Origin of the sequence: Dehalobacter sp. TeCB1, assembly GCF_001707455.1 — a bacterium.
GTDB lineage: Bacteria > Bacillota > Desulfitobacteriia > Desulfitobacteriales > Syntrophobotulaceae > Dehalobacter > Dehalobacter restrictus.
The window spans coordinates 1-19,690 of sequence record NZ_MCHF01000005.1 but is presented as its reverse complement, the minus strand read 5'-3'; the positions used below and the strand labels follow the sequence as shown (position 1 = coordinate 19,690).

Sequence of the window (19,690 nt, the reverse complement as noted above, 5' to 3'; positions counted from 1 at the left end):
CATGACCGACGTTCAACAAACGCATCCTGCTAAAAAAATGATTGATTTTAAAATTAATCATCAATATCTACGGGTCCCTGAAGGCATCACCATTTTGGAAGCCGCCCATAAAGCAAGAGTTCGGATTCCAACTTTATGTCATCTGGATTTGCATGATATCAAAATGGTCAATCAGACGGCTTCCTGCAGGGTCTGCATGGTTGAGCTAATCGATGAGAAGACAAACCGGAATAAACTTGTCCCGGCGTGCGTAACCACCATTACGGATGGAATGGAAGTACTCACGCATACGCTTACAGCAATTACAGCCAGAAGAATGGCGGTTGAACTCCTGTTATCGAATCATCCCAATGAATGCTTTACCTGTCCCAAAAACGGAGAATGTGAGCTTCAGGCCTTAGCCGCAGAATTAGGGGTCCGGCATATCCGCTGGGAAGGTGAACGGATGAATTATCCGAAGGACGTATCCAGTGAGGCGATCGTCAAAGACGCCAACAAGTGCATTTACTGCCGGCGTTGTGAAACGATGTGCAATAAGGTCCAAACCTGCGGTATCCTGTCAGGGATCGGCCGCGGATTTGAAGCCTTTGTTGGCCCTGCCTTTAATATTCCGATGGTAGAGTCTTCTTGTACTTACTGCGGGCAATGTGTTCAGGTATGCCCTACAGCAGCGCTTACGGAAATTAATCATACCGATAAAGTATGGGAAGCTTTAAATGATCCGGATAAATATGTGATTGTCCAAACTGCTCCGGCTATCCGCGTAGCCATCGGAGAAATATTTGATATGGAACCGGGGACGATTGCAACCGGCCAGCTTGTAACCGCCTTAAAGCGTATCGGATTTAACGCAGTTTTCGATACGGATTTTGGAGCGGACTTGACAATTATGGAAGAAGCCTCAGAACTGATCTACCGTCTGCAGAACAATAAAACACTTCCGATACTCACGAGCTGCTGTCCGGCCTGGGTCAAATTTATTGAGCATCAGTTCCCTGAATTGTTGGAAGTGCCTTCCACCTGCAAGTCACCGCATATTATGTTTGGTACAATCGTTAAAACTTATTATGCCGAGAAGAATGGCATTGACCCGGACAATATTGTAGTGGTCTCCGTCATGCCCTGTATTGCCAAGAAAGCCGAGGCCAAGCGTCCGGAACTAACTAAGGATGAGCATAATAACGTCGATATTGTCGTCACGACCCGGGAACTTGGCCTAATGATCAAAGAAGCCGGTCTGGATTTTATCAATCTGCCTTCGAGTGAATATGACAGACCATTGGGTGAAACCACAGGTGCCTCAGTGATCTTCGGAACCAGCGGCGGGGTTATCGAAGCTGCGCTCCGGACAGCTTATGAGTGGCTGACCGGTAAAGAATTACAGAAAGTTGAGTTCGAGCAGCTCCGGGGAGATGGAGGCTTGCGAAAGGCCACAGTTCAAATTGGCGACAAGATGCTACGGATAGGCATTGCCAGCGGGCTCGGAAACGCCCGGACTCTGCTTGAGGAAATCAGGGACGGTAAGAATCAATACGAAGCCATTGAAATTATGGCTTGTCCCGGAGGCTGTGTTGCCGGAGGTGGGCAGCCCTACCATCACGGCAATTTTGAAATTGTCCGCAAGCGTCAGGAAGCGATCTATCAGGAAGATAAAAATAAAAAGATCAGAAAATCTCATGAGAATTCAGAAATCCAGAAACTTTATCAGGAATATCTGGGCCAGCCTTTCAGTGACACTGCCCATAGATTGCTTCATACTCATTTTGAAGAGAGAGAAAGAATCTAATAGTACCGCAGCAAAATATACGCCGAGGCGATCACAATGGATAGAATCATGAACGGAAATCCGATCAGGAAGTATTTTTTGTAGCTGATCGTATAGCCGTTTTTTTCGGCAATCCCTGAGACAATGACGTTGGCCGAGGCACCGACAATGGTACCGTTTCCGCCCAGGCAGGCGCCCAGAGCCAGAGACCACCAGAGCGGCTGGAGCTGTTCTGGGGTCAGCCCGCCGAGGACCCCGATTTTTTGAATCAACGGAATCATGGTGGCCACGAACGGAATATTATCGACGAAAGCTGAAAAAATAGCGGAAAGCCAGACAATCAGCATCGCCATGACGACCGGCACACCGCCGGTAAGCCCAAGGCTCCATTCAGCAACCTTGTCCAGGACGCCAACTTCGACCAATCCTCCGACTAAAACGAATAATCCGGTAAAGAAGAAGATCGTCGGCCATTCAATCGCCAGAAATACCTCTTCCGGTTCCTCACGGCTCAGCACCATGAGCAGCATGCCTCCGGCCAGCGCAATCGTAGCGGTCTCAACATGGATGACGGCGTGCAGCATAAAACCGACAATGGTCAGAGCGAGCACGGCCAGGCTTCTTTTGAGCTGGGCCCAGTCTTTAATATAGTCGTATTCATTTTGCGACAGCAGCAGGGCGATGGATTCCTTATCGGTCTTTAGCTTTTGGCGATAAAGAAAATAAAAGCCCAATAGGGTAACAGCCAAGATCACAATCGTCACAGGTGCCAGGTTCACCATGAAATCCATAAAAGTAAGCTCTGCCGGTCCGGCAATCATGATATTCGGCGGATCACCGATCAGGGTCGCGGTTCCCCCGATGTTGCTGGCTAGAATCTGGGTAATCAAAAAAGGTATTGGGTTTAATTTCAAGGTTTCGGCAATCACAATGGAAACCGGAACGACCAGCAAAACAGTCGTCACGTTATCCAGAAAAGCCGATAAAACGGCAGTCAGTATAGCCAAAGAGATCAGCAGTCTGATTGGATTGCCTTTGACTTTCTTGGCGACCCAAATAGCCAGAAAGCCGAAGACACCGGAACGTCTGGTCAGATCGACAATGATCATCATGCCGATAAGTAAGCCCAGCGTATTCCAGTCGATGTGTTCCACAGCAGTTTCCTGCGGGAATACACCCAAAAGAATCAGGAGACAGGCACCGAGGGCCGCGGCGACAGCCCGCGGGATTTTCTCCGTTACGATCAGTGCATACGTAGCTACAAAAATAACAAGGGTCAGAATCAAGGTCATGAATCGTGCACCTCCATCATTAGTGTGGTCAATTTTTATTGGCCTAACCGGTTAGAATATACCAAAATAGTTGAAATAAAAAAGAGCAGATCCATAAAAGGAACTGCTCTTCCCTGAGAAGTTCAAAATCCTTGTAGTCTGGCAATCCTGTCAGAATATCCTGGAAATGCATTTGGATTCCATTCATTTTGTATTGCATGCATTTCAAATTCCCTGATTTAGACCCATAACTTTAGCGTCCTTCACTTTCGTGAAGTTTGCCCCAACACATTAAAAATCATATTATATTTTATTTGCAAATCTGAAAAATCCTGATCAACTGGATTGTGTCCAGAAAAGAAGTATAGCATCTCCGTTCATATTTTGTAAAGATCAGTTCGATCTTCTCAAATAATATTCAAAATTCTCGAGTGCCCAGGCATCATGGTACAAATTCCCTTCCCGGGATGCAGGGTCCAAAAGTGAAGTGCAATAGGCTGTTCTTTTTCCATCGGCTAGCTCTTGAAATATTTCGAGGTATTTCCATTTGGCCTTTTTGGCAAAGCTTTCGTTACTGTTGGCTTGCTTGGCCAGCATAAAGCAGGTTTTTATGCTTCTGTTCAGCGTGCAGAGGCTTTGGGCCTGACACTTGTCACAGCCGATGAACTGGGTCATATCAATTTCCACGGTCGTGACAAAGCCGACTTTGAAAGGAGTATAATGCACAATCCTTGGTGATAATTCAGCATCGCCATACCCGCATTCCTCATTCCAATAACCGATCCGGTCAATGAGCTCAGGCCGTAACCCCTGAAGACATCCCGGAATAAAATCCATGATTACATCAATGCCGGCATTTCTCAGCTGAAGATAGGATAGATCATTCTTGACCTGAGGAATGACGGGAGGGAGAAATCTCGGATAAGGGTTATCCCGCATGGTTCCTAAGAGACCCACTTCCGGAAAAGCTTCAAATATTTCCATATACCTGGTCAGCCAGTTTTTGGTCTTGATATAGACATCGCTGTCAATCGTGAAGAAATACTGGTTGGGCTTTCTCTTTCTGAGGTTGTAGTTCAGGACATAGATCGGCCCCCGGTTAACCTTCAAGCGTGTTTTGGATTTAATTCTTTTGTCCTGAAGGCTTTTGATATAATTCCAGGTATCATCTTTGGAGTTGCAGTCGATGATATGCATTTCAAAATCTTCGTCTGAATCCAAAATCTTGTTTAGGTTCTGCATGGTAAGCCCGAGACGGTTGAAGGTAACATAGCTGATAAAAGGAGGAGGGGAGGTGCTGTCTGTCGGGTTCTGTACAGAAGGTTCAATGATTTCTTCCAGGATCCCAGGATCTAGAATCTGTTGAAGGATGGTGGCGTCGTCTAATTCTTCCCAGTCAATGTTTTTTGGAACCGCTTGTTGAGAAATTTCCGCAGTAGGGGTGTCAGCGGCTTCCTGAACAGGGAAGGGGCTGACGCGTTTTTGCAGGGCAGAGGCTTGAGCCTGATTAATGGCTTCAAGAACAAGCTGTATCGCAGTTTTGATCAAAATAGAAGAAAGTTCCTTCATATCATCAGTCCTTTAGGGGAATGGGTTTCAACCAATTCTTTTAAATGTTTAACCGGTCGGGCAGGGACACCGACGGCCGTGCAGTATTCCGGGATGTTGCGAGTGACGGCAGCACCAGCCCCGATGATGCTCCACCTGCCAATCTCTTTTTCGGGGATCACCACAGTTTTGGAACCGATTTCACAACCTTCATGGACCTGCACGTTTCCGGCCAGGGTGACGTCCCAGTATAAAGAGGAGTAATCCCGGACAGCCGTATCGTGGCCAATCCTGCAGCCCGGATTTAAGGCTACGTGACTACCTATCCTGACATCCGTCGACAGAAAACTGTTCCAGCAGATGATATTGCCGCAGCCCAATTGAACGGAGTGGCTTATTCGGGCAGCGGGATGAATCAGGTTGGCAAAATATAGCTGAAAACAGGACAGGCTGGCGATCAGACGGTATTTATCCGTCGGTCTCGCGATCGCACATACAATCCAGAGAGGGTGCCCTGTGTTTTTTTCGAGCCAGTCCAGGTTGCCCAGAACAGGATAGTCATTAATAACCTTTCCTTGTTTGGCCGGAGTTTGGTCGATATAGCCCAACAGGTTCCACTGCTTTTTTTCTGTATTGATATCTTCAACGAGCTCGGTAGCTTCCCGGCCAAAGCCGCCGGCTCCAAAAATGATGAGATCTTTTATAGCCAATGATCACACGCCCAATTCAATTGAAAATTTCGTTGATTTGCTTTTTATTTTTAATTTTTATTTCCCTGATGATGCCGCCTATTTTTTGAACGTCGGACGCTGACATTCTGCCGTGAAGCGGCAGAGCCAGAACACTTTCTGCGACTTTGTTGGCTGTGGGTAGATTGTCTGCGGAGGAGGAAGGAAGACCTTTAAAACACTTAAAATTGCTGCAGAGCGGGTAAAAATATTTTCGGCAAAAAATATTGAAGCTTAACAATCGGCTATAGAGCTCGTCCCGGGAGATACCGTATGCGGTCGGATCAACCCGGATAACAAAATACGGATAATTGGCTGTAATTTCTTCAGCCTCCTGGGAGACGGTTATCCCAGGGACATCAGCCAGCACTTGCCGGTACAGGTTGGTAAGATATTTCCTTTGGGCTATTTCAGCTTCCACTTCTTTTAAGAGCAAAATGCCGACAGCAGCCTGCAATTCGTTCAGTTTGCCGTTTATACCCGGTTCGTCCACACTGTAGTCTTCTTTTAGACCAAAATTTCTCAAACACTTGGCTTTCTGCTGGAGGTCCTGATCCCGAAAGATAAGTGCACCGCCTTCGACGGTGTGAAAGATTTTGGTGGCATGAAAGCTGAACATGGTGATATCTCCATAGGAGCCGACCGGTTTATCCTTTATTTTCACACCAAAAGCGTGGGCCCCGTCATAAAGTACTTTCAGGTTATGCCTTGCTGCAATCCGGTCAATCTTTTCGACCTCGCACGGATGGCCGAAAACGTGTACCGGCAGGATGGCAGTGGTTTTATTCGTAATCAGGGACTCGATACGGTCGGCATCAATATTGAACGTGGCTTCTTCAATGTCGCAGAAGACCGGCGTAAGATGATTCCAGGCCAGCGCGTTGGCCGTAGCGGCAAAGGTAAACGGGGTGGTGATGACTTCCCCGGACAGATCCAGGGTTTTGCATGCAATTTGCAAGGCATTCGTGCCATTTGCAAAAACCGATAAATATCGGGTGCCCAGGAAAGCAGCCAGTTTTCTTTCCAGTTCTTGGACCATCTTTCCGTTATTGCTGAGCTGCCTGCTTTGCCATATTATTTCGAGCATGCTGTAAGTCTCCGCCAAGTCTGGCAGCAAAGGTTCGGTAACATAGACCGGTTCAGAAAAACCATCATTGTTTATCATTTTTTTCTCCCCTGGCAAATATTCAGTTGGCTTTGGATGCATAGAATTGAAAGTTTTCGGTTGCCCAGTCAAGATTGTAGGTTTCCTCCGCAGTGGAGTTACAACTGAATAATGAAGTGCAGTATGGGGAACGGGCACCGCTCTGCAGATCCTTAACTGTTTCGTCAAATTTCCAGTGGTATTGTTCTCGGAATAATTTATTCTGGTTTAATTTCTCGTAGATGGTAAAACAGGTTTCTCCGGTTTTGGTCTCTCCGTTTTTTGACAGACGGCAGAAGGATTGACCGGGACATTTGCCGCAAACTATTTGTTGCGGGATAGAAATGTTCACGTTCATCAGAATTCCTGTTTTAAACGCTGTAAAATGATTAGCCCTTAGAAACAACTCCCTGCTGCCAAAATTATTTTCTTCACTCCAAAAGCCAATTTTAGAGATAAGATCAGGGCTCAAGGCCAGGATGCTACCGGGCATATAATCCTGCGAATAATCAGACCTGTTCTTGGTTAATTCCAGATAAACCAAATCATTTTTGATGACTGGGGTAGTCGGAGGCATATTTCGGGGCGGAAACCCGGCATGAATACTGAGTAAACCGATATTCGGAGTATTTTTAAACACCCTTAGGATGTAGGTCAGCCAATTTTTGCTTTCAATCACAACATCCTGATCGACAGCAATAAAATATTGATCATCTCTTCTCTTGGACAGATTTAGATTTGAGGCGTAGACCTGTCCTAGATTGACAGGGAGCCTTGTTTTGAATTTGATCCGCCTGTCCTTCAGACTTTGGATATATTTCCAGGTACCATCTGTGGAATTATTATCAACGATTGCTAATTCAAAGTTTTCCGGCGTTTCAAGGACACTTGAAAGGCTCCTGATTGTCTGGCCCAGGCGGTTAAAGGTTACATAACTTAGGAGTGGCGCTACCATTTCTATATCTCCCTCCACTTAATCGTCTTTTTACTTGATCATCCCTTCAGGTTCTGTTAGGGCAACTATCACTTTATTATATGGGAGGAGTTGTCCGTGGTTACACCATTGCGGTTCTTGCGCAATATTATATTAGAAAGACAACCCTCTCTTTATAGAAAATCTTACCGGCTAAAGGCAGGAGAATAATTTGAAAGCTCTGATTTTAAGCGGAGGAACCGGAACAAGGCTCAGACCGCTGACCTATTCCAAGGCGAAACAGCTTCTTCCCTTGGTCAACAAACCAGTTCTGATCTATCTTATTGAAAAGATAGCCAGGGCAGGTATCCATGATATTGGAATTATCGTTGGGGATACGCAGGAACAAGTAAAAAAAACGGTCGGCAGCGGAGAAACGTGGGGCACGGCAATCACCTATATTCATCAGCATAAATCCCTGGGGCTTGCCCATGCTGTTCGGACTGCGGCCGACTTTCTTGGCCGCGATGATTTTGTGATGATCCTTGGAGACAACATCTTCAATATGGAGCTGGATAGCTTCATTCAAAATTTCTACCAGCAAAAGGCCAACACCAGCGTATTGCTTCATACGGTCAGCAATCCTTCCCAATTCGGGGTTGCGGTGGTGAAAGACGGATTTGTAACAGCGCTTTACGAAAAGCCTGAGAAGTATATCAGCAACTTGATCATCACAGGGGTCTATGCCTTTGACCACAGCATTTTTGCAGCGATTGACAAAATCAAACCGTCCCGTCGGGGAGAACTTGAGATTACCGATGCAATCCAAAATCAATTGGAAAACGGGGCCAGGGTCACTTGCGATCTGGTCCGGGGATGGTGGAAGGATACCGGAAAATTAGACGACATTCTTGAAGCAAATCGCTTGATGTTTGATGCAGCGCTGGCCCAAAAAATCCAAATGGGAAACAATGTGACCATTCGGAACAGTATTATTCAGGGGCCAGTTCATCTGGACGATGATGCTATCATTACGGACAGCTTTATCGGACCGTATACGACAGTGGGCAGGAGAACCCGGATTACAGAATGTGAGATCGAAAATTGTATTATCCTAGAGGATACGCAACTTGCCAATGTCTCCAAGAAAATCAGCGGAAGCTTAATCGGAAACCAGGTTTCCATTCAAGGCAGCCCCGAAAACAGCTCTTCAGCCAGTACTTTTTTTCTTGGGGACCACTGTCAGATCGATCTCTAGTTTGCCAGTTGAGCTGGCCGAAAGAATATAATTTGAGGTGTAGAATATGAGAGTTCTTATGGTTACCGGTGGCGCAGGCTTTATCGGAAGCAATTTTATTAAATATATTTTGCAGCGCAATCAGGATGTTATCGTCATTAATTTTGATAAACTGACTTACGCAGGAAAGGTGGAAAATCTTCAAGACCTGGCAGCTCATCCAAGGTATTATTTTACGCAAGGGGATATCAGTACTGCGAAAGAAGTTAAACGCATTCTTCAGGAATGTGACCCCGATGATGTGATTAATTTTGCTGCCGAATCGCATGTGGACAGAAGTATTACCGATCCTCTGGTTTTCGGCCGAAGCAATTTGATGGGGACTTTAACGCTGCTTCATTGTTTCAAGGAACATTGGGAGAAGAACGGCTTTACGGGAAAACGCTTTATTCAGGTTTCCACCGATGAAGTATACGGAAGTCTTGATAATGAGGCAGAACAGTTTTCGGAGCATTCCATGATTCGTCCAAACAGCCCATATTCGGCTTCCAAAGCAGCTGCTGATTTAATGGCCAGGTCTTTTGCCAGAACTTACGGTTTTCCGGTGATCGTGACCCGGTGCTGCAATAACTACGGACCCAATCAGGATAAAGAAAAATTTATTCCGCATAGTATTATTCAGGTTTTACAGAATATGCCGCTGACTGTCTATGGGGATGGGTCGCATAAACGTGAATGGATCCACGTACTGGACCATTGTGCGGCGCTTGCGGAGATACTTTCGGACGGGGAACCAGGAGAGGTGTATAATATTGGGAGCGGGGAGGAAACATCGAACCTAGAGATGGCCCGGACCATACTGAACATGCTGGGTAAACCGGTGGATGCACTGGTTCAGGTTGCCGACAGGGCCGGACACGACTGGAGATACGCGCTGGATAGCACGAAGCTGAAAACAAAGCTGGGTTGGCAATGCAGGTATCATCTTAACGAGGGAATTGGGGATACGATTCAATGGTATCGGGACAACCGAGCCTGGTGGGATAAATCTGACAGCAAAAACCCGCTGGGATGAATTCAAAAAGATGCTGCCAAGAGTTTGTAAACTATTAGCAGCATCTTATTCGGTTTGTGCTCTCGTTTAAGGTTTAGTAAGATTTTAGAGGGGAGCAGCTTTTTTATAATTTCTGATAAAAGAACGAGGAAACGGATTTAAGGCCGTGCTGGCTTTGGCCGAATAAATGCTCTGTACAGCCTGTGAAAAGTATCCCTTTCGGGTTCAACGAGTCTGCAAATTTTTTGTACAGCACATCCTTCGCTTCATCGGTAAAATAGATGACGACATTGCGGCAGGCAATCAGATCAAAGCCTCGGTCAAACTTGTCGGTAAGCAGGTTCTGCGCCTTGAAAGTCAGATTCCTGGTCAGCGTGTTTTTGATTTGGAACTTCTTTTCAGACTTGTTGAAGTACTTATCGAGAAGATGGGGGGGAGTGCTGGCAAAATCACGCTCGTCATAAATACCCGACTGGGCCTGTTTTAAGACGTTGATGTCAATATCTGTTCCTAGGATACTGAAGTTTATTCCAGGAAAATATTCTGCCATGACGATCGCCATGGTGCACGCTTCCTGGCCTGCTGAGCAGCCCGCGCTCCATATTTTTAAGGAAGATCTGGTCTTTAACAGGTCGGGGATAATTTTTTCCCTAAAGACATCCCATTGCTTGACATCGCGGAAAAACTGCGTGACATTGATGGTTAGATGTTTAAAAAACGCATCGTAGAGGTCAGGTTTAAGACTGAGATCTTTCAGGAAGTCCGTATAATCTTCCTGGTACCCCCTGGTGCTCATGAAGTTCAGGATTCGCCTTTTCATCTGGTTTTCTTTATAATAGTTCAAGTCAAGACCGCTGACATTTTGGAAGGATTTAACGAATCTAGGATAATCCGTAATCATGCCAGTGCTGTTCATCATTCTTTTTATTACTCCTTTCGCTGGTACAACATTTTAAATACTTTTCAAAATATTGTAAAGACCAACTCGTTTTTAATATCAGGTGAATAGATCGATAATAAGTCCTTTAATCTCATGGATTTTTTCCAGGATTTTTAAAGGTTCAGACTGAGAAGAGAGTACTTGTTCACCCAATTCTTCCAGTGCCTTGTTGATCTTCGTTACCCTGGCCATGACTTTCGGCTGACCTCGGTAATCCCAAAAGGTTTCCTCCTGCATATTTCTGCTTTTTCCAAAGGTTGACTGAAGAAAACTTTTGACCATGGTTTTAAATTCCGTCAGATTTTCCAACGATCTGTTCTCGGAGAGCTTTTGCCCCTGCTTTTCAAGGCGTTCCAGAAAAAGTTGCATTTCCTGGCTTTGAAGTTGACGGGAATGTGATAAAATATTGCTGAAGCTGCTTTCCTTTTTTTCTGAAGTTTGATGAAGGTCAATCCCAAAGTTATTTTTTTGGGTGGAACTGTTGATTTTTAGTGACATGTTACTCCCTCCGTGAAAGGATTATAAAATATGAAATCACGCCGGACTTTTCTAAAAATTGCAGCCGGAATGGCGGCATTTGTTATCCCCTGGACGGTCCTGCCTGGGGCCTGGGGGCAGAAACTCGGAAGCCTTCTGGGAATTCCGTCTTCCAGTATTGAATTTGCTTCAGGCGAAGGTACTGTTTGGGTGCCTTCAACCAAAGCGATTTCCAGAAAAGCCATCGAAGATGTCCAGTACTTGTCTCATGCCAATCTCGAAGGCCGCCGGGCGGGAACTGCGGGAGAGACCAAAGCGCTTGTTTACCTGGAAGAACAATTCAAGGCCTTGCTGCTGGAGTCTTTTAGCGCGGACAACTACTGGCAGCTCTTTTCAATTCCTTCGATGAAAGAAAAGATGATTGACGGCAGAGCGCTCTTTCGACCGGATGAAACGGACACACTTCGGGTCCCAGCGGCTAATATCTTAGCTGGTATTACCGGGAATAACCCGGAACAGACACTTATCCTCTCTGCCCATTTTGACCATCTCGGTATTTATAACGGGGAAGTCTATCCGGGTGCGAATGACAATGCTTCTGGTGTAGGCTGCATTCTTCAAGTCATGCGTCAACTGGTGAAGGAAGCACAGGACGGTTTTGCGCCTAAAATCAATATTGCAGTGGCTTTTTGGAGTGCTGAGGAAATGGGCTTTCTGGGCTCCAAATATTTTGTACAGAACCCTTTGATCCCGCTCTCCGAAATCATAGCTGTGATTAACGCTGATACAGTTGCCAATGGGGCCGTGGGCGAGTATATTCTCTGGTCAGCCAGTGAAAGCTCTCAGACTTTGATTGAGACCATGAAAGAAGCCGGTAGAGTAAATGGGGCGGTCCTTGAGCACGTTTCTGGCGGTAGCCATCACAGCGATGAAATATCCTTTACAGGCACCGGCATTCCTGCGGTAACCATTCTGGGCAAGGAGTGGCTGGTGAACAATCATACGACGGAAGACAAAATATCCGCAGTCAACGAAGAGAAACTGGAAATGACGTGCAATATTATCTATAGAGCCATCAAAAGCCTGGCTTACTAAAGCGGTAAGTGTGCTAGTAGAACGATTCGGAGTCCTGTAACAGCTAGTTGCTGCTGTTTCCGTTGCTGTCGGCACCTGTGGTCGTATTGCTACTGCTGCTGCCCGGTTCGAGCAGATCATACTTGGAACGCAGGATAATCAGGTCGACTCTGCGGTTGGTGATTCTTCCCTGTTCTGTGCTGTTATCGGCAATCGGGCGGTATTCACCGTACCCTGCTGCTGACAGCCGAAGGGGATCGATCTCACCGTCATCGACAAGAATATGGACGACATTGGTCGCCCTGAGTACGGACAGTTCCCAATTGCTTCGAAATTCTGCGGTATGGATTGGCAGGTTGCAGGTGTGTCCTTCCACTTTTATATAATTCGGTGAGGCGGACAGGACCGTGCTGATTTTTTTCAGGATGGCCCGCGAATTCGTTGATATTTCTGCCGAGCCGCTGTTAAACAGCAAGGTGTCCTGAATACTGATGACCAGGCCTCGTTCCTCAATGGATGATACGAGTTTATTTTCAATTCCATTTTCTTTCGCAAACTGGTCCAATTTGGCTTTGATCCCCTCTATTGTAAGGCTTTCCTGATAATCCGTATCTCCTTGACCAGTTCCTTCTGAAGGGGTGGTCTCCTGCTCTACTCCTTGCTGGTCGTCCTGGCCTGTCGAAGTTGAACTTTCAGTACTCCCGCTTTCAATGAAAGAATCCCCGGCCTGTGTTTCCGACAGGTTAACCGCAGAAGGTGCCGCACCGCCAAGCGTTATGCTCAGGGATTGGGCCATTGCCCTGAATTTGTTGGCGTCAACCTGACTCATTGAATACATCACAATAAAAAAAATCATTAATAGCGTAATGAGGTCCGAGTAGGTGACAAGCCACCGTTCCTGACCAGGGGGGTGGCCATCTTGTGTTTTATGCCTTCTCATTTTATCACCGCTTCTGTTCTAATGCTTTTAGTACTTTATTAATAATTCACTTCACTGGCTTCAAATGCACCTTCAAATTTGGTTTCTTTTTCGGGCATATAACCGAGGTGAGTTTTGAGTTTTTCTTTCAGGATCGCGGGGTTCTCCCCGGATTGAATCGAAATAATCCCGTCAAGAATCATTTCCATGGTCTGCACTTCCATTTGGTTTTTTATTTTCAGCTTGGCTGCGATCGGCAGATAGACCAGGTTAGCCAGACAAACACCGTAGAGGGTAGCAATAAAGGCTGCGGCAATCGAACCGGAAAGACTGTCGGGGTCCGTCAGATTACCAAGAACGTGAACTAGCCCCATGACTGTTCCGATAATCCCCAAAGTCGGGCTGTAGCCGCCTGCAGACTCGAAAAAGGTGATCCCAACCTTATGTCTGTTTTCCAAAACAGCAATATTTGATTCCAGGATGCTTCTGGTGATCTCCGGGTCTGTACCGTCAATAACCAGCTGCATGCCCTGTTTGGTGAATTTGTCATCGACGGTTTCCAATTCCTGCTCAAGGCTTAAAAGTCCTTCCTGACGGGCTTTCTCGGAAAAATGCACTAGGGTGAAATAGGCTTTCTCCACACCGAAGGATTGATTCATAAAAGCAATTTTTAACCATTTGGGCAATTTCTTAAGCTCGTCTAAAGGGATACCGATTACCGTAGCGCCCAGTGTGCCGAAAACAACAATAAATATGGGAGATACAGCAAACAAAGAACCAAGATGCCCGCCTTCTAAGACAAAACCGAATAAGATACCGAAAAATCCCAGGACAAGCCCCAAGATGGTAGTTATATCCATTGACCGATGTTCCTCCTGTGCAATCTTCATTAATAACTGCTTTGCAGATAATTCTTCATATACGTTTATATACTATTAATAACGTAATTCTTAACCGAAAACATTAGGGTTTTTGATCGTCATTTATCAAGCCAACCAATATTATACAGCATTCTGCCGGATAATGACACGAGAAAGATTATACCAATTTTTATTATTGGGTATAATAGCTTGATATTTAGATATATTAAGAGTTACTCGGAGATAATTGACCATAATCAACCCTAAAAGGTATTCAGATTGCTGAGCTGCTGGACGATAAGAAAACTGTATATCATTAAAAAAAGATAAAACAGTCAGGTTGGTGAATGTAATGAAAATAGATAGTGCTTCGATTTCCCCCGTTGGCAGTGTCCAGGCTGCTACCCGGGTATCTCAGATAAGTAAGGTCAATACGGTTTCGCAACAGGATCAGTTGGCCGTATCCGAAAATGCGCAGGTTTTTCAAAAGCTGTTGCAAAAAATAAAAGATATGCCGGACATCAGGGAAGACAAGGTCACGGCAATTTCGGAACAAATTGCAAATTGTGAATTTAATCTTGATGCGGCTTCTATTGCCGAAGGAATTCTTTCTCCAAACGGGATGGAGGGGAAATAAGTGGCGGAATATGTGGCAGGTCTGGAAAATAACCTACGGCAGCAAATTGCTTTCTATCGCCAGTTGACCGAATTAGAACAAGAAAAGCAGAAAGCGCTCGTAGACAATGTGATTGAGAAAATAGAAAGCATCACCGCTCAGGAAGAAAAAATTCTGCTCGAAGTCGGACAGTTGGAAGAGGAAAGACTTTACTGGGCAGATTTTTTTGGCAGAGAAACCAACAAAAACATTGAAGATATTACCCTAGCGGATTTATCCTCCAGTTTTCCGGCCTTACAATCGGTAAGACTGGAACTGGAGTCCGTTATCGGTGAATTAAAGAGTTTGCATGAAGTGAATACCCAACTGTTGGAGAACGCTGTCAAACTTGTTAATTTCACGGTCCGGCTGCTGACGAACGATCGACAGGCGACTTACAGCAATCCCGGTGACAAAGCCAATAAGAGCCATCAAACCGGTGTAAAAATCATCGATAAAAGTATTTAACTTAAAATAACTGATTGGCCGGCTAAAGTTGTTTAACGGTCTTAACGATAATTAGCTATCCGTAAGATATCCGTAAAATGAAACGCGATTGAATACAGTGCAGAGGAGAAATCGTTATGTATTCAACCTTTTTTGGCTTAGAATTAGCGAACAGGACACTCAGTTCCCAGCAGGCCGCCCTTGGCGTTGCCGGACATAATATTTCCAATGCGAGTACCAGCGGTTACTCCCGTCAGATCGCGGATCTCAAGACAGCAATCCCGTTGACCGTTATGGCCGGAGGGAAATTTCTGACATTGGGGACGGGATCAGCCATGGATACGGTGACCCGCGCCCGGGATTCATATTTGGATCTTCAGTTCAGGTCTGAAACATCCAAATATGAATATTGGTCGGGGAGGCAGAGCACGTTAAGCTTAGTGGAAAGTATGGTGAACGAGCCGTCAAGCTACAGTCTTAGCAACGACATGAACAAATTCTGGAATTCATGGAGCGTATTGGCCAATAATCCGCAAAATGCCGGAGTACGCACATCTTTAATTGAACAGACCAAGACGCTGGTGGATACGTTCCACCATATGGAGATACAGATTTCTGAAACTCAGAATGATCTGGACAGCAGTGTCAAAGCGGCAGTAACGCAAATTAATACCCTTGCCGAGCAGATCCGATCGCTGAATATCCAGATTAAAAATTCCGAGGTTGCAGGGGATAATCCCAATGATTTGAAAGATCAACGGGACAGTCTTGTCGATAACCTATCAAAAATTGTGCCGGTACGGGTCATCGAATCGAGGGATCCTGCTTTTACAGACCGCCAGGTCAATAATTATAAAGTGATCATCGGCAATGAAAACGATCCTAATAATGTCTTGGTTGACTTTCAGGCGATACGCTATCTTCAGAATCCGCCTCCGACCGTGGATGGATTCAGCAGGGTCGTCTGGGCTGATTCAGCTTCTGCAGTGGTTGATACCGGTTCAGCGATTGGTACGCCGCTAACGATCAGCGATGGCGACCAGATTGCAATCAATATTGACGGAACCAGCTATACAGTCGATCTGTCAAGTATACGCGGAACCTATGACGGAACAGCCGGTTATACCTTGACAGATTTGGCCGCTAATTTGCAAACCGCTATTAACAATGTTTCGGGACAGCCCGATGTCTCAATCGCCTACACCGGGGGGCATTTGACCATTACCTCGGGCACGTCCGGCGGCACTTCGCTTATCGCGTTGGAGAATGTCACCGGCAGCCTGGGCCGCTCATTTCATGATCCGGCCGCTCTGACGGCTGATCCCGCCAATACTGGATCTGTAACGAGTATGACGGCCTTGGGAACGTATACAGGTAAAGGGAATACGCTGACGGCTACGTATAATGGAACGACCAGTACCTGGGAATTATCGGATAATGGGATTCCTGCAGGCGCCACTACCGGCCTTTCTATGGCCGGAATCACCTTAACGGTTGCCGGAGCACCTGCCGATGGCGACACATTTACCCTTGACCTAACGGTAAATGACAGCATGACGAGCTTAGGCTTTTCGACCAACGTCGCCAGCAACTGGGTAGACCTCGGTACGAATATGGGGCAGCTTGCTGCCAACCTGGACATGCGCGATCATTACATAGAAAGCGTCCGCTCGCGCTTAGATACCCTGGCGAAAGGCATCGCCAATGCCGTTAATGTTCTCCATCGCACCGGCCAAGGGCTTGAGCTGGAGACCACGGGAATTGACTTTTTTACGTCAAGCGACGGCTCGGATATTACGGCTGCCAACATTGAAATTAATGCAGTGCTGCAAGCTAATTACAATCGAATTGCCACCGGGATAAAAACCAATCCTTTGGAAATCGGAGACAGCAGTGTTGCCTTGGCGATTTCTTCGCTTGCCAACAGCTGGACGGGTTTGAAGACCGCTATCGGACAGAATGTCTTTGGTCAAAATGGAGCAAATCCTGTCGACGCTACTTCTTTCGGGGATTTCTACGGTGCGATGATCACGGATCTGGGAGTCAATGCGCAGCAGGCCGAAAGAATGACGGAAGGACAATCGGTCCTTGTGGAACAGATGTATACCCAGAGAGAAATCCTTTCCGGCGTTTCCCTTGATGAAGAAATGACCAACATCATCAAATACCAAAAAACTTACAGTTCAGCAGCCCGATTTGTAACCATGCTGGACAGCATGTTTGATAATCTTATTGCCATGGGAACCACCAAATAATTCAGGAGCAGGTGAGTAAAGATGCGGGTGAGCAATAATATTCTATCGCATAATCTATTAAGAAATTTGGAGCAATCGAATAAGAAAATGGTATTGCTGCAGAATCAGCTTTCTAGCGGTAATACAATTACGAAACCATCGGATGATCCTGTAGGGACAGAAACTGTCATTCGCATCAACAGCACGATATCCTCGATGGAACAATGGAAGAATAACGCCAGTGAAGCGACTTCCTACCTGGAATCCAGTGAAAGTGTACTGAGCGGTATGACGGCCATGCTACAGCGGATCAGGGAGCTGACGGTACAGGGTGCCAATGGTTCCCTTTCCAATACGGACCGCTCCCAGATTGCCAAAGAAGTCGATCAGCTTAATATGCAGTTCCAGGTCATGGCGAACAGCCAGGTGAACTCGAAATATATTTTTTCCGGCAGCAAGATTGATACGCCGCCGATTCCCGGCAGTGCAACCGTACCTTTTACTTTGACGCAATGGGACGGAAACGATAAAGTGATTGAATTTGAGGTTGGACCCAATGTAAATATTGGGGTCGCTATTGAAGGAACGAAACTTTTTGGGATTACCTACAATGCCGACAATACAGAAAATTCTTCCTTTTTCAATACCTTGAACAAATTAAGTACCTCGCTTAGCAGCGGCAATGAGACCCAGATCAATGAAGCTTTGGATGAGATCGACGGCCATTTGGATAACTTCCTGGCTCTGCGGTCCGAATTAGGGGCCAGAACCAACCGTATGAGCACGATCAGCGATCAGCTTGTCAATAATACGATTAACCTGAAGCAGAACCTTTCCGACCTTCAAGATGCCGATATGGCTGAAACGATCATGGAATTCAACTCGGTTAATAATACCTACAAGGCGGCTTTGTCGGTCGGCGCTCAGATCATTCAGCCTTCCCTGGTTGATTTCATGCGGTAAGTGACGTAAGGATGTGCCGAAATGATTGATTTGCAGATTCACCGGCAGCCTGCCCAGCTCGGGCTGGATCTGAAAAAAGCGAGTTACGACTTGAATATCAGAAAAGCAGAAGTCTCCGTTCAGCAAAAAGAAGCGGAAATCGATCTGCAGCGCACCTATCCGGATGTGCAGGTGGATACTTCTGCCGTACGGCAGTCTTTGGGTTATGGCGGTCCGGAATTCCGGGCCTTTGCGTTTGCCGATGAAGCAGAAAGCAGCTATCTGGCGAATCTTGAGAGAACGGTTCAGACAGGCTATGCTTTCGCCGATACCTCCAATCAAGCGACCATCCCCGAGATTGTCATCCGCTCCATGGAACCGCCGGAGAAACAACTCGCTGTGGTTCCGCTTCCCTCCATCCAAATGATCGGCCAGCCTGGGACTTTAGAACTTCGGGCGCAGCTCGGAGGAACGGATACACAGCTCGAGGATTGGGGCGGCGTCAGGATAGAGGATTTTTCCCTGCCGCTGATGAAAGTCTATTGGGAACAAGAGCCTTACTTGAAGATTAAGGCCGTTGGTCAAATGTTTGATGTGAAAAAATAAGTAATGAAGAACGCCAGATAAATCATGAAGGAGTGAACGATATGAGCCGGACGCTGATCCGTTTTCCCAAAGGAATTCCGGGATTTGAAGGATATTTCCAATACCACCTGATGGAAGAAGAGAATTCCCTGCTAACACAATTGCTGTCAGCCGAGGATGTCCATGCCCGTTTCATCATTGTCAGACCGCAAATTTTCTTTCCGGATTATCTTTCGACCGTTGATTTGGGGCAAGAAGAGGCAGAGCTTCTGGAAGTTACTCCGGACGACAAGCTCGAAGTCTGGGCGATCCTGACGCTGTGTCAACAGGATATGCAAAAGACAACCATCAATCTGCGCGCGCCAATCGTTATTAATCGCCGAACCGGTAAAGGCGCGCAGTTTATCCTGAGTAAGGACAGCTTATTATCCAGACAACCTTTATTTTCTGAACTCGAGACTGATTGTAATGAAGGTACCATGGAAGGGGTTGTTGGCTGAATGCTCGTATTGTCCAGGAAAATCGATGAAAAGATCATCATTAACGATAACATTGAAATCACGATTGTGTCTGTCTCCGGTGATCAGGTACGCATTGGTATCAACGCACCGAAGGATGTCAAGATTCTGCGCAGTGAAGTGCTGGAAGAAATCGAGAAACAGAATCAGGAAGCTTCTCTTGCCACTGCCGGAGATGAACAAAATACAAAAGCGGTCTTAGAAGAAATGCTTCAAACTAGGAGAATAGGGAAAGAAAAGAAATAATTCAATAACTCAACTTTCCCACCCTGTCGGGTAGGTTGAAACCTTGAAAGTCTTTGAAAGTATGGTTAAATACAACAAGGAAACCACCAAATCTGGTATAATGAGAATAACCACAAACCCAATAATCCAGTAC

At 46.1% G+C, this 19,690-nt stretch carries 20 protein-coding genes and 1 riboswitch; of the genes, 11 read left to right on the top strand and 9 right to left on the bottom strand.

Annotation, left to right across the window (positions count from 1 at the left end; translation table 11 throughout):
• Position 1: 1 nt before the first annotated feature.
• A complete protein-coding gene (locus A7D23_RS01075; RefSeq protein ID WP_068882903.1) occupies positions 2–1,786 on the top strand; it encodes an NADH-dependent [FeFe] hydrogenase, group A6 in 1,785 nt (594 codons plus the stop codon).
• Here the strand turns inward: A7D23_RS01075 and A7D23_RS01070 are convergent.
• The 5 genes from A7D23_RS01070 to A7D23_RS01050 all read right to left on the bottom strand — a co-directional run bounded on the left by A7D23_RS01070 (position 1,783) and on the right by A7D23_RS01050 (position 7,411).
• Positions 1,783–3,057 carry an ArsB/NhaD family transporter gene (locus A7D23_RS01070; protein ID WP_068882901.1) on the bottom strand — a complete coding sequence of 425 codons (1,275 nt, stop codon included), beginning with the start codon at positions 3,055–3,057 and terminating at the stop codon, positions 1,783–1,785. The genes A7D23_RS01075 and A7D23_RS01070 overlap by 4 nt on opposite strands.
• Positions 3,058–3,186: 129 nt before the next feature.
• A riboswitch (cyclic di-GMP riboswitch) is annotated at positions 3,187–3,329 on the bottom strand.
• Positions 3,330–3,429: 100 nt separating this feature from the next.
• Positions 3,430–4,605: a glycosyltransferase gene (locus tag A7D23_RS01065; RefSeq protein WP_019225317.1), complete on the bottom strand. Its 1,176-nt coding sequence runs from the start codon at positions 4,603–4,605 to the stop codon at positions 3,430–3,432.
• The gene (locus A7D23_RS01060) at positions 4,602–5,294 is read right to left on the bottom strand and encodes an acetyltransferase (RefSeq protein ID WP_019225318.1); all 693 of its coding nucleotides are present in this window, start codon (positions 5,292–5,294) and stop codon (positions 4,602–4,604) included. The genes A7D23_RS01065 and A7D23_RS01060 overlap by 4 nt, the downstream gene beginning before the upstream one ends.
• 16 nt (positions 5,295–5,310) lie before the next feature.
• A complete protein-coding gene (locus A7D23_RS01055) occupies positions 5,311–6,474 on the bottom strand; it encodes a DegT/DnrJ/EryC1/StrS family aminotransferase (protein WP_176714379.1) in 1,164 nt (387 codons plus the stop codon).
• Between the two features lie 25 nt (positions 6,475–6,499).
• Positions 6,500–7,411 carry a glycosyltransferase family A protein gene (locus A7D23_RS01050; protein ID WP_019225320.1) on the bottom strand — a complete coding sequence of 304 codons (912 nt, stop codon included), beginning with the start codon at positions 7,409–7,411 and terminating at the stop codon, positions 6,500–6,502.
• Positions 7,412–7,601: 190 nt separating this feature from the next.
• Between A7D23_RS01050 and A7D23_RS01045 the strand changes: the two genes are divergently transcribed.
• Positions 7,602–8,627, top strand: a complete 1,026-nt coding sequence (locus tag A7D23_RS01045; protein ID WP_019225321.1) for a glucose-1-phosphate thymidylyltransferase — start codon at positions 7,602–7,604, stop codon at positions 8,625–8,627.
• Between the two features lie 46 nt (positions 8,628–8,673).
• A complete protein-coding gene (gene rfbB / locus A7D23_RS01040; RefSeq protein ID WP_019225322.1) occupies positions 8,674–9,681 on the top strand; it encodes a dTDP-glucose 4,6-dehydratase in 1,008 nt (335 codons plus the stop codon).
• A 103-nt stretch (positions 9,682–9,784) separates the two neighbouring features.
• Here rfbB and A7D23_RS01035 read toward each other — a convergent pair whose 3' ends face one another.
• Both A7D23_RS01035 and A7D23_RS01030 read right to left on the bottom strand, forming a co-directional pair.
• Positions 9,785–10,579, bottom strand: coding sequence for a protein-glutamate O-methyltransferase CheR (locus A7D23_RS01035; protein ID WP_015043640.1), 795 nt, complete (start codon positions 10,577–10,579; stop codon positions 9,785–9,787).
• Between the two features lie 78 nt (positions 10,580–10,657).
• Positions 10,658–11,098: a YaaR family protein gene (locus A7D23_RS01030; protein WP_019225323.1), complete on the bottom strand. Its 441-nt coding sequence runs from the start codon at positions 11,096–11,098 to the stop codon at positions 10,658–10,660.
• Positions 11,099–11,128: 30 nt separating this feature from the next.
• On the opposite strand from A7D23_RS01030, the gene A7D23_RS01025 reads away from it, so the two are divergent.
• Entirely contained in the window at positions 11,129–12,172 is a 1,044-nt protein-coding gene (locus tag A7D23_RS01025) for a M20/M25/M40 family metallo-hydrolase (protein WP_019225324.1), read from the top strand.
• 43 nt (positions 12,173–12,215) lie between these two features.
• On the opposite strand, the gene A7D23_RS01020 is transcribed toward A7D23_RS01025, so the two are convergent.
• Together A7D23_RS01020 and A7D23_RS01015 are read right to left on the bottom strand one after the other, a co-directional pair.
• On the bottom strand, positions 12,216–13,091 hold the full coding sequence (locus tag A7D23_RS01020; RefSeq protein ID WP_019225325.1) for a flagellar motor protein MotB: 876 nt from the start codon (positions 13,089–13,091) through the stop codon (positions 12,216–12,218).
• A 38-nt stretch (positions 13,092–13,129) separates the two neighbouring features.
• Positions 13,130–13,930 (bottom strand): flagellar motor protein, encoded by an 801-nt coding sequence (locus tag A7D23_RS01015; RefSeq protein WP_015045321.1) that lies wholly within the window; start codon positions 13,928–13,930, stop codon positions 13,130–13,132.
• A gap of 352 nt (positions 13,931–14,282) precedes the next feature.
• Here A7D23_RS01015 and flgM point away from each other — a divergent pair, with 352 nt between their 5' ends.
• The 7 genes from flgM (at position 14,283) to csrA (ending at position 19,557) form a co-directional block, all read left to right on the top strand.
• Positions 14,283–14,567, top strand: a complete 285-nt coding sequence (gene flgM / locus A7D23_RS01010) for a flagellar biosynthesis anti-sigma factor FlgM (RefSeq protein ID WP_019225326.1) — start codon at positions 14,283–14,285, stop codon at positions 14,565–14,567.
• Positions 14,568–15,053 carry a flagellar protein FlgN gene (locus A7D23_RS01005; protein ID WP_019225327.1) on the top strand — a complete coding sequence of 162 codons (486 nt, stop codon included), beginning with the start codon at positions 14,568–14,570 and terminating at the stop codon, positions 15,051–15,053.
• Between the two features lie 116 nt (positions 15,054–15,169).
• Positions 15,170–17,287, top strand: a complete 2,118-nt coding sequence (flgK, locus tag A7D23_RS01000; RefSeq protein ID WP_019225328.1) for a flagellar hook-associated protein FlgK — start codon at positions 15,170–15,172, stop codon at positions 17,285–17,287.
• Between the two features lie 21 nt (positions 17,288–17,308).
• Positions 17,309–18,229 (top strand): flagellar hook-associated protein FlgL, encoded by a 921-nt coding sequence (flgL, locus tag A7D23_RS00995; RefSeq protein ID WP_019225329.1) that lies wholly within the window; start codon positions 17,309–17,311, stop codon positions 18,227–18,229.
• A 21-nt stretch (positions 18,230–18,250) separates the two neighbouring features.
• Complete coding sequence (locus A7D23_RS00990) at positions 18,251–18,814, top strand: DUF6470 family protein (RefSeq protein ID WP_019225330.1); 564 nt, start codon at positions 18,251–18,253, stop codon at positions 18,812–18,814.
• Positions 18,815–18,855: 41 nt separating this feature from the next.
• Positions 18,856–19,293, top strand: a complete 438-nt coding sequence (locus tag A7D23_RS00985; protein ID WP_019225331.1) for a flagellar assembly protein FliW — start codon at positions 18,856–18,858, stop codon at positions 19,291–19,293.
• Positions 19,294–19,557, top strand: a complete 264-nt coding sequence (gene csrA / locus A7D23_RS00980) for a carbon storage regulator CsrA (protein ID WP_019225332.1) — start codon at positions 19,294–19,296, stop codon at positions 19,555–19,557.
• Positions 19,558–19,690: the final 133 nt, after the last annotated feature.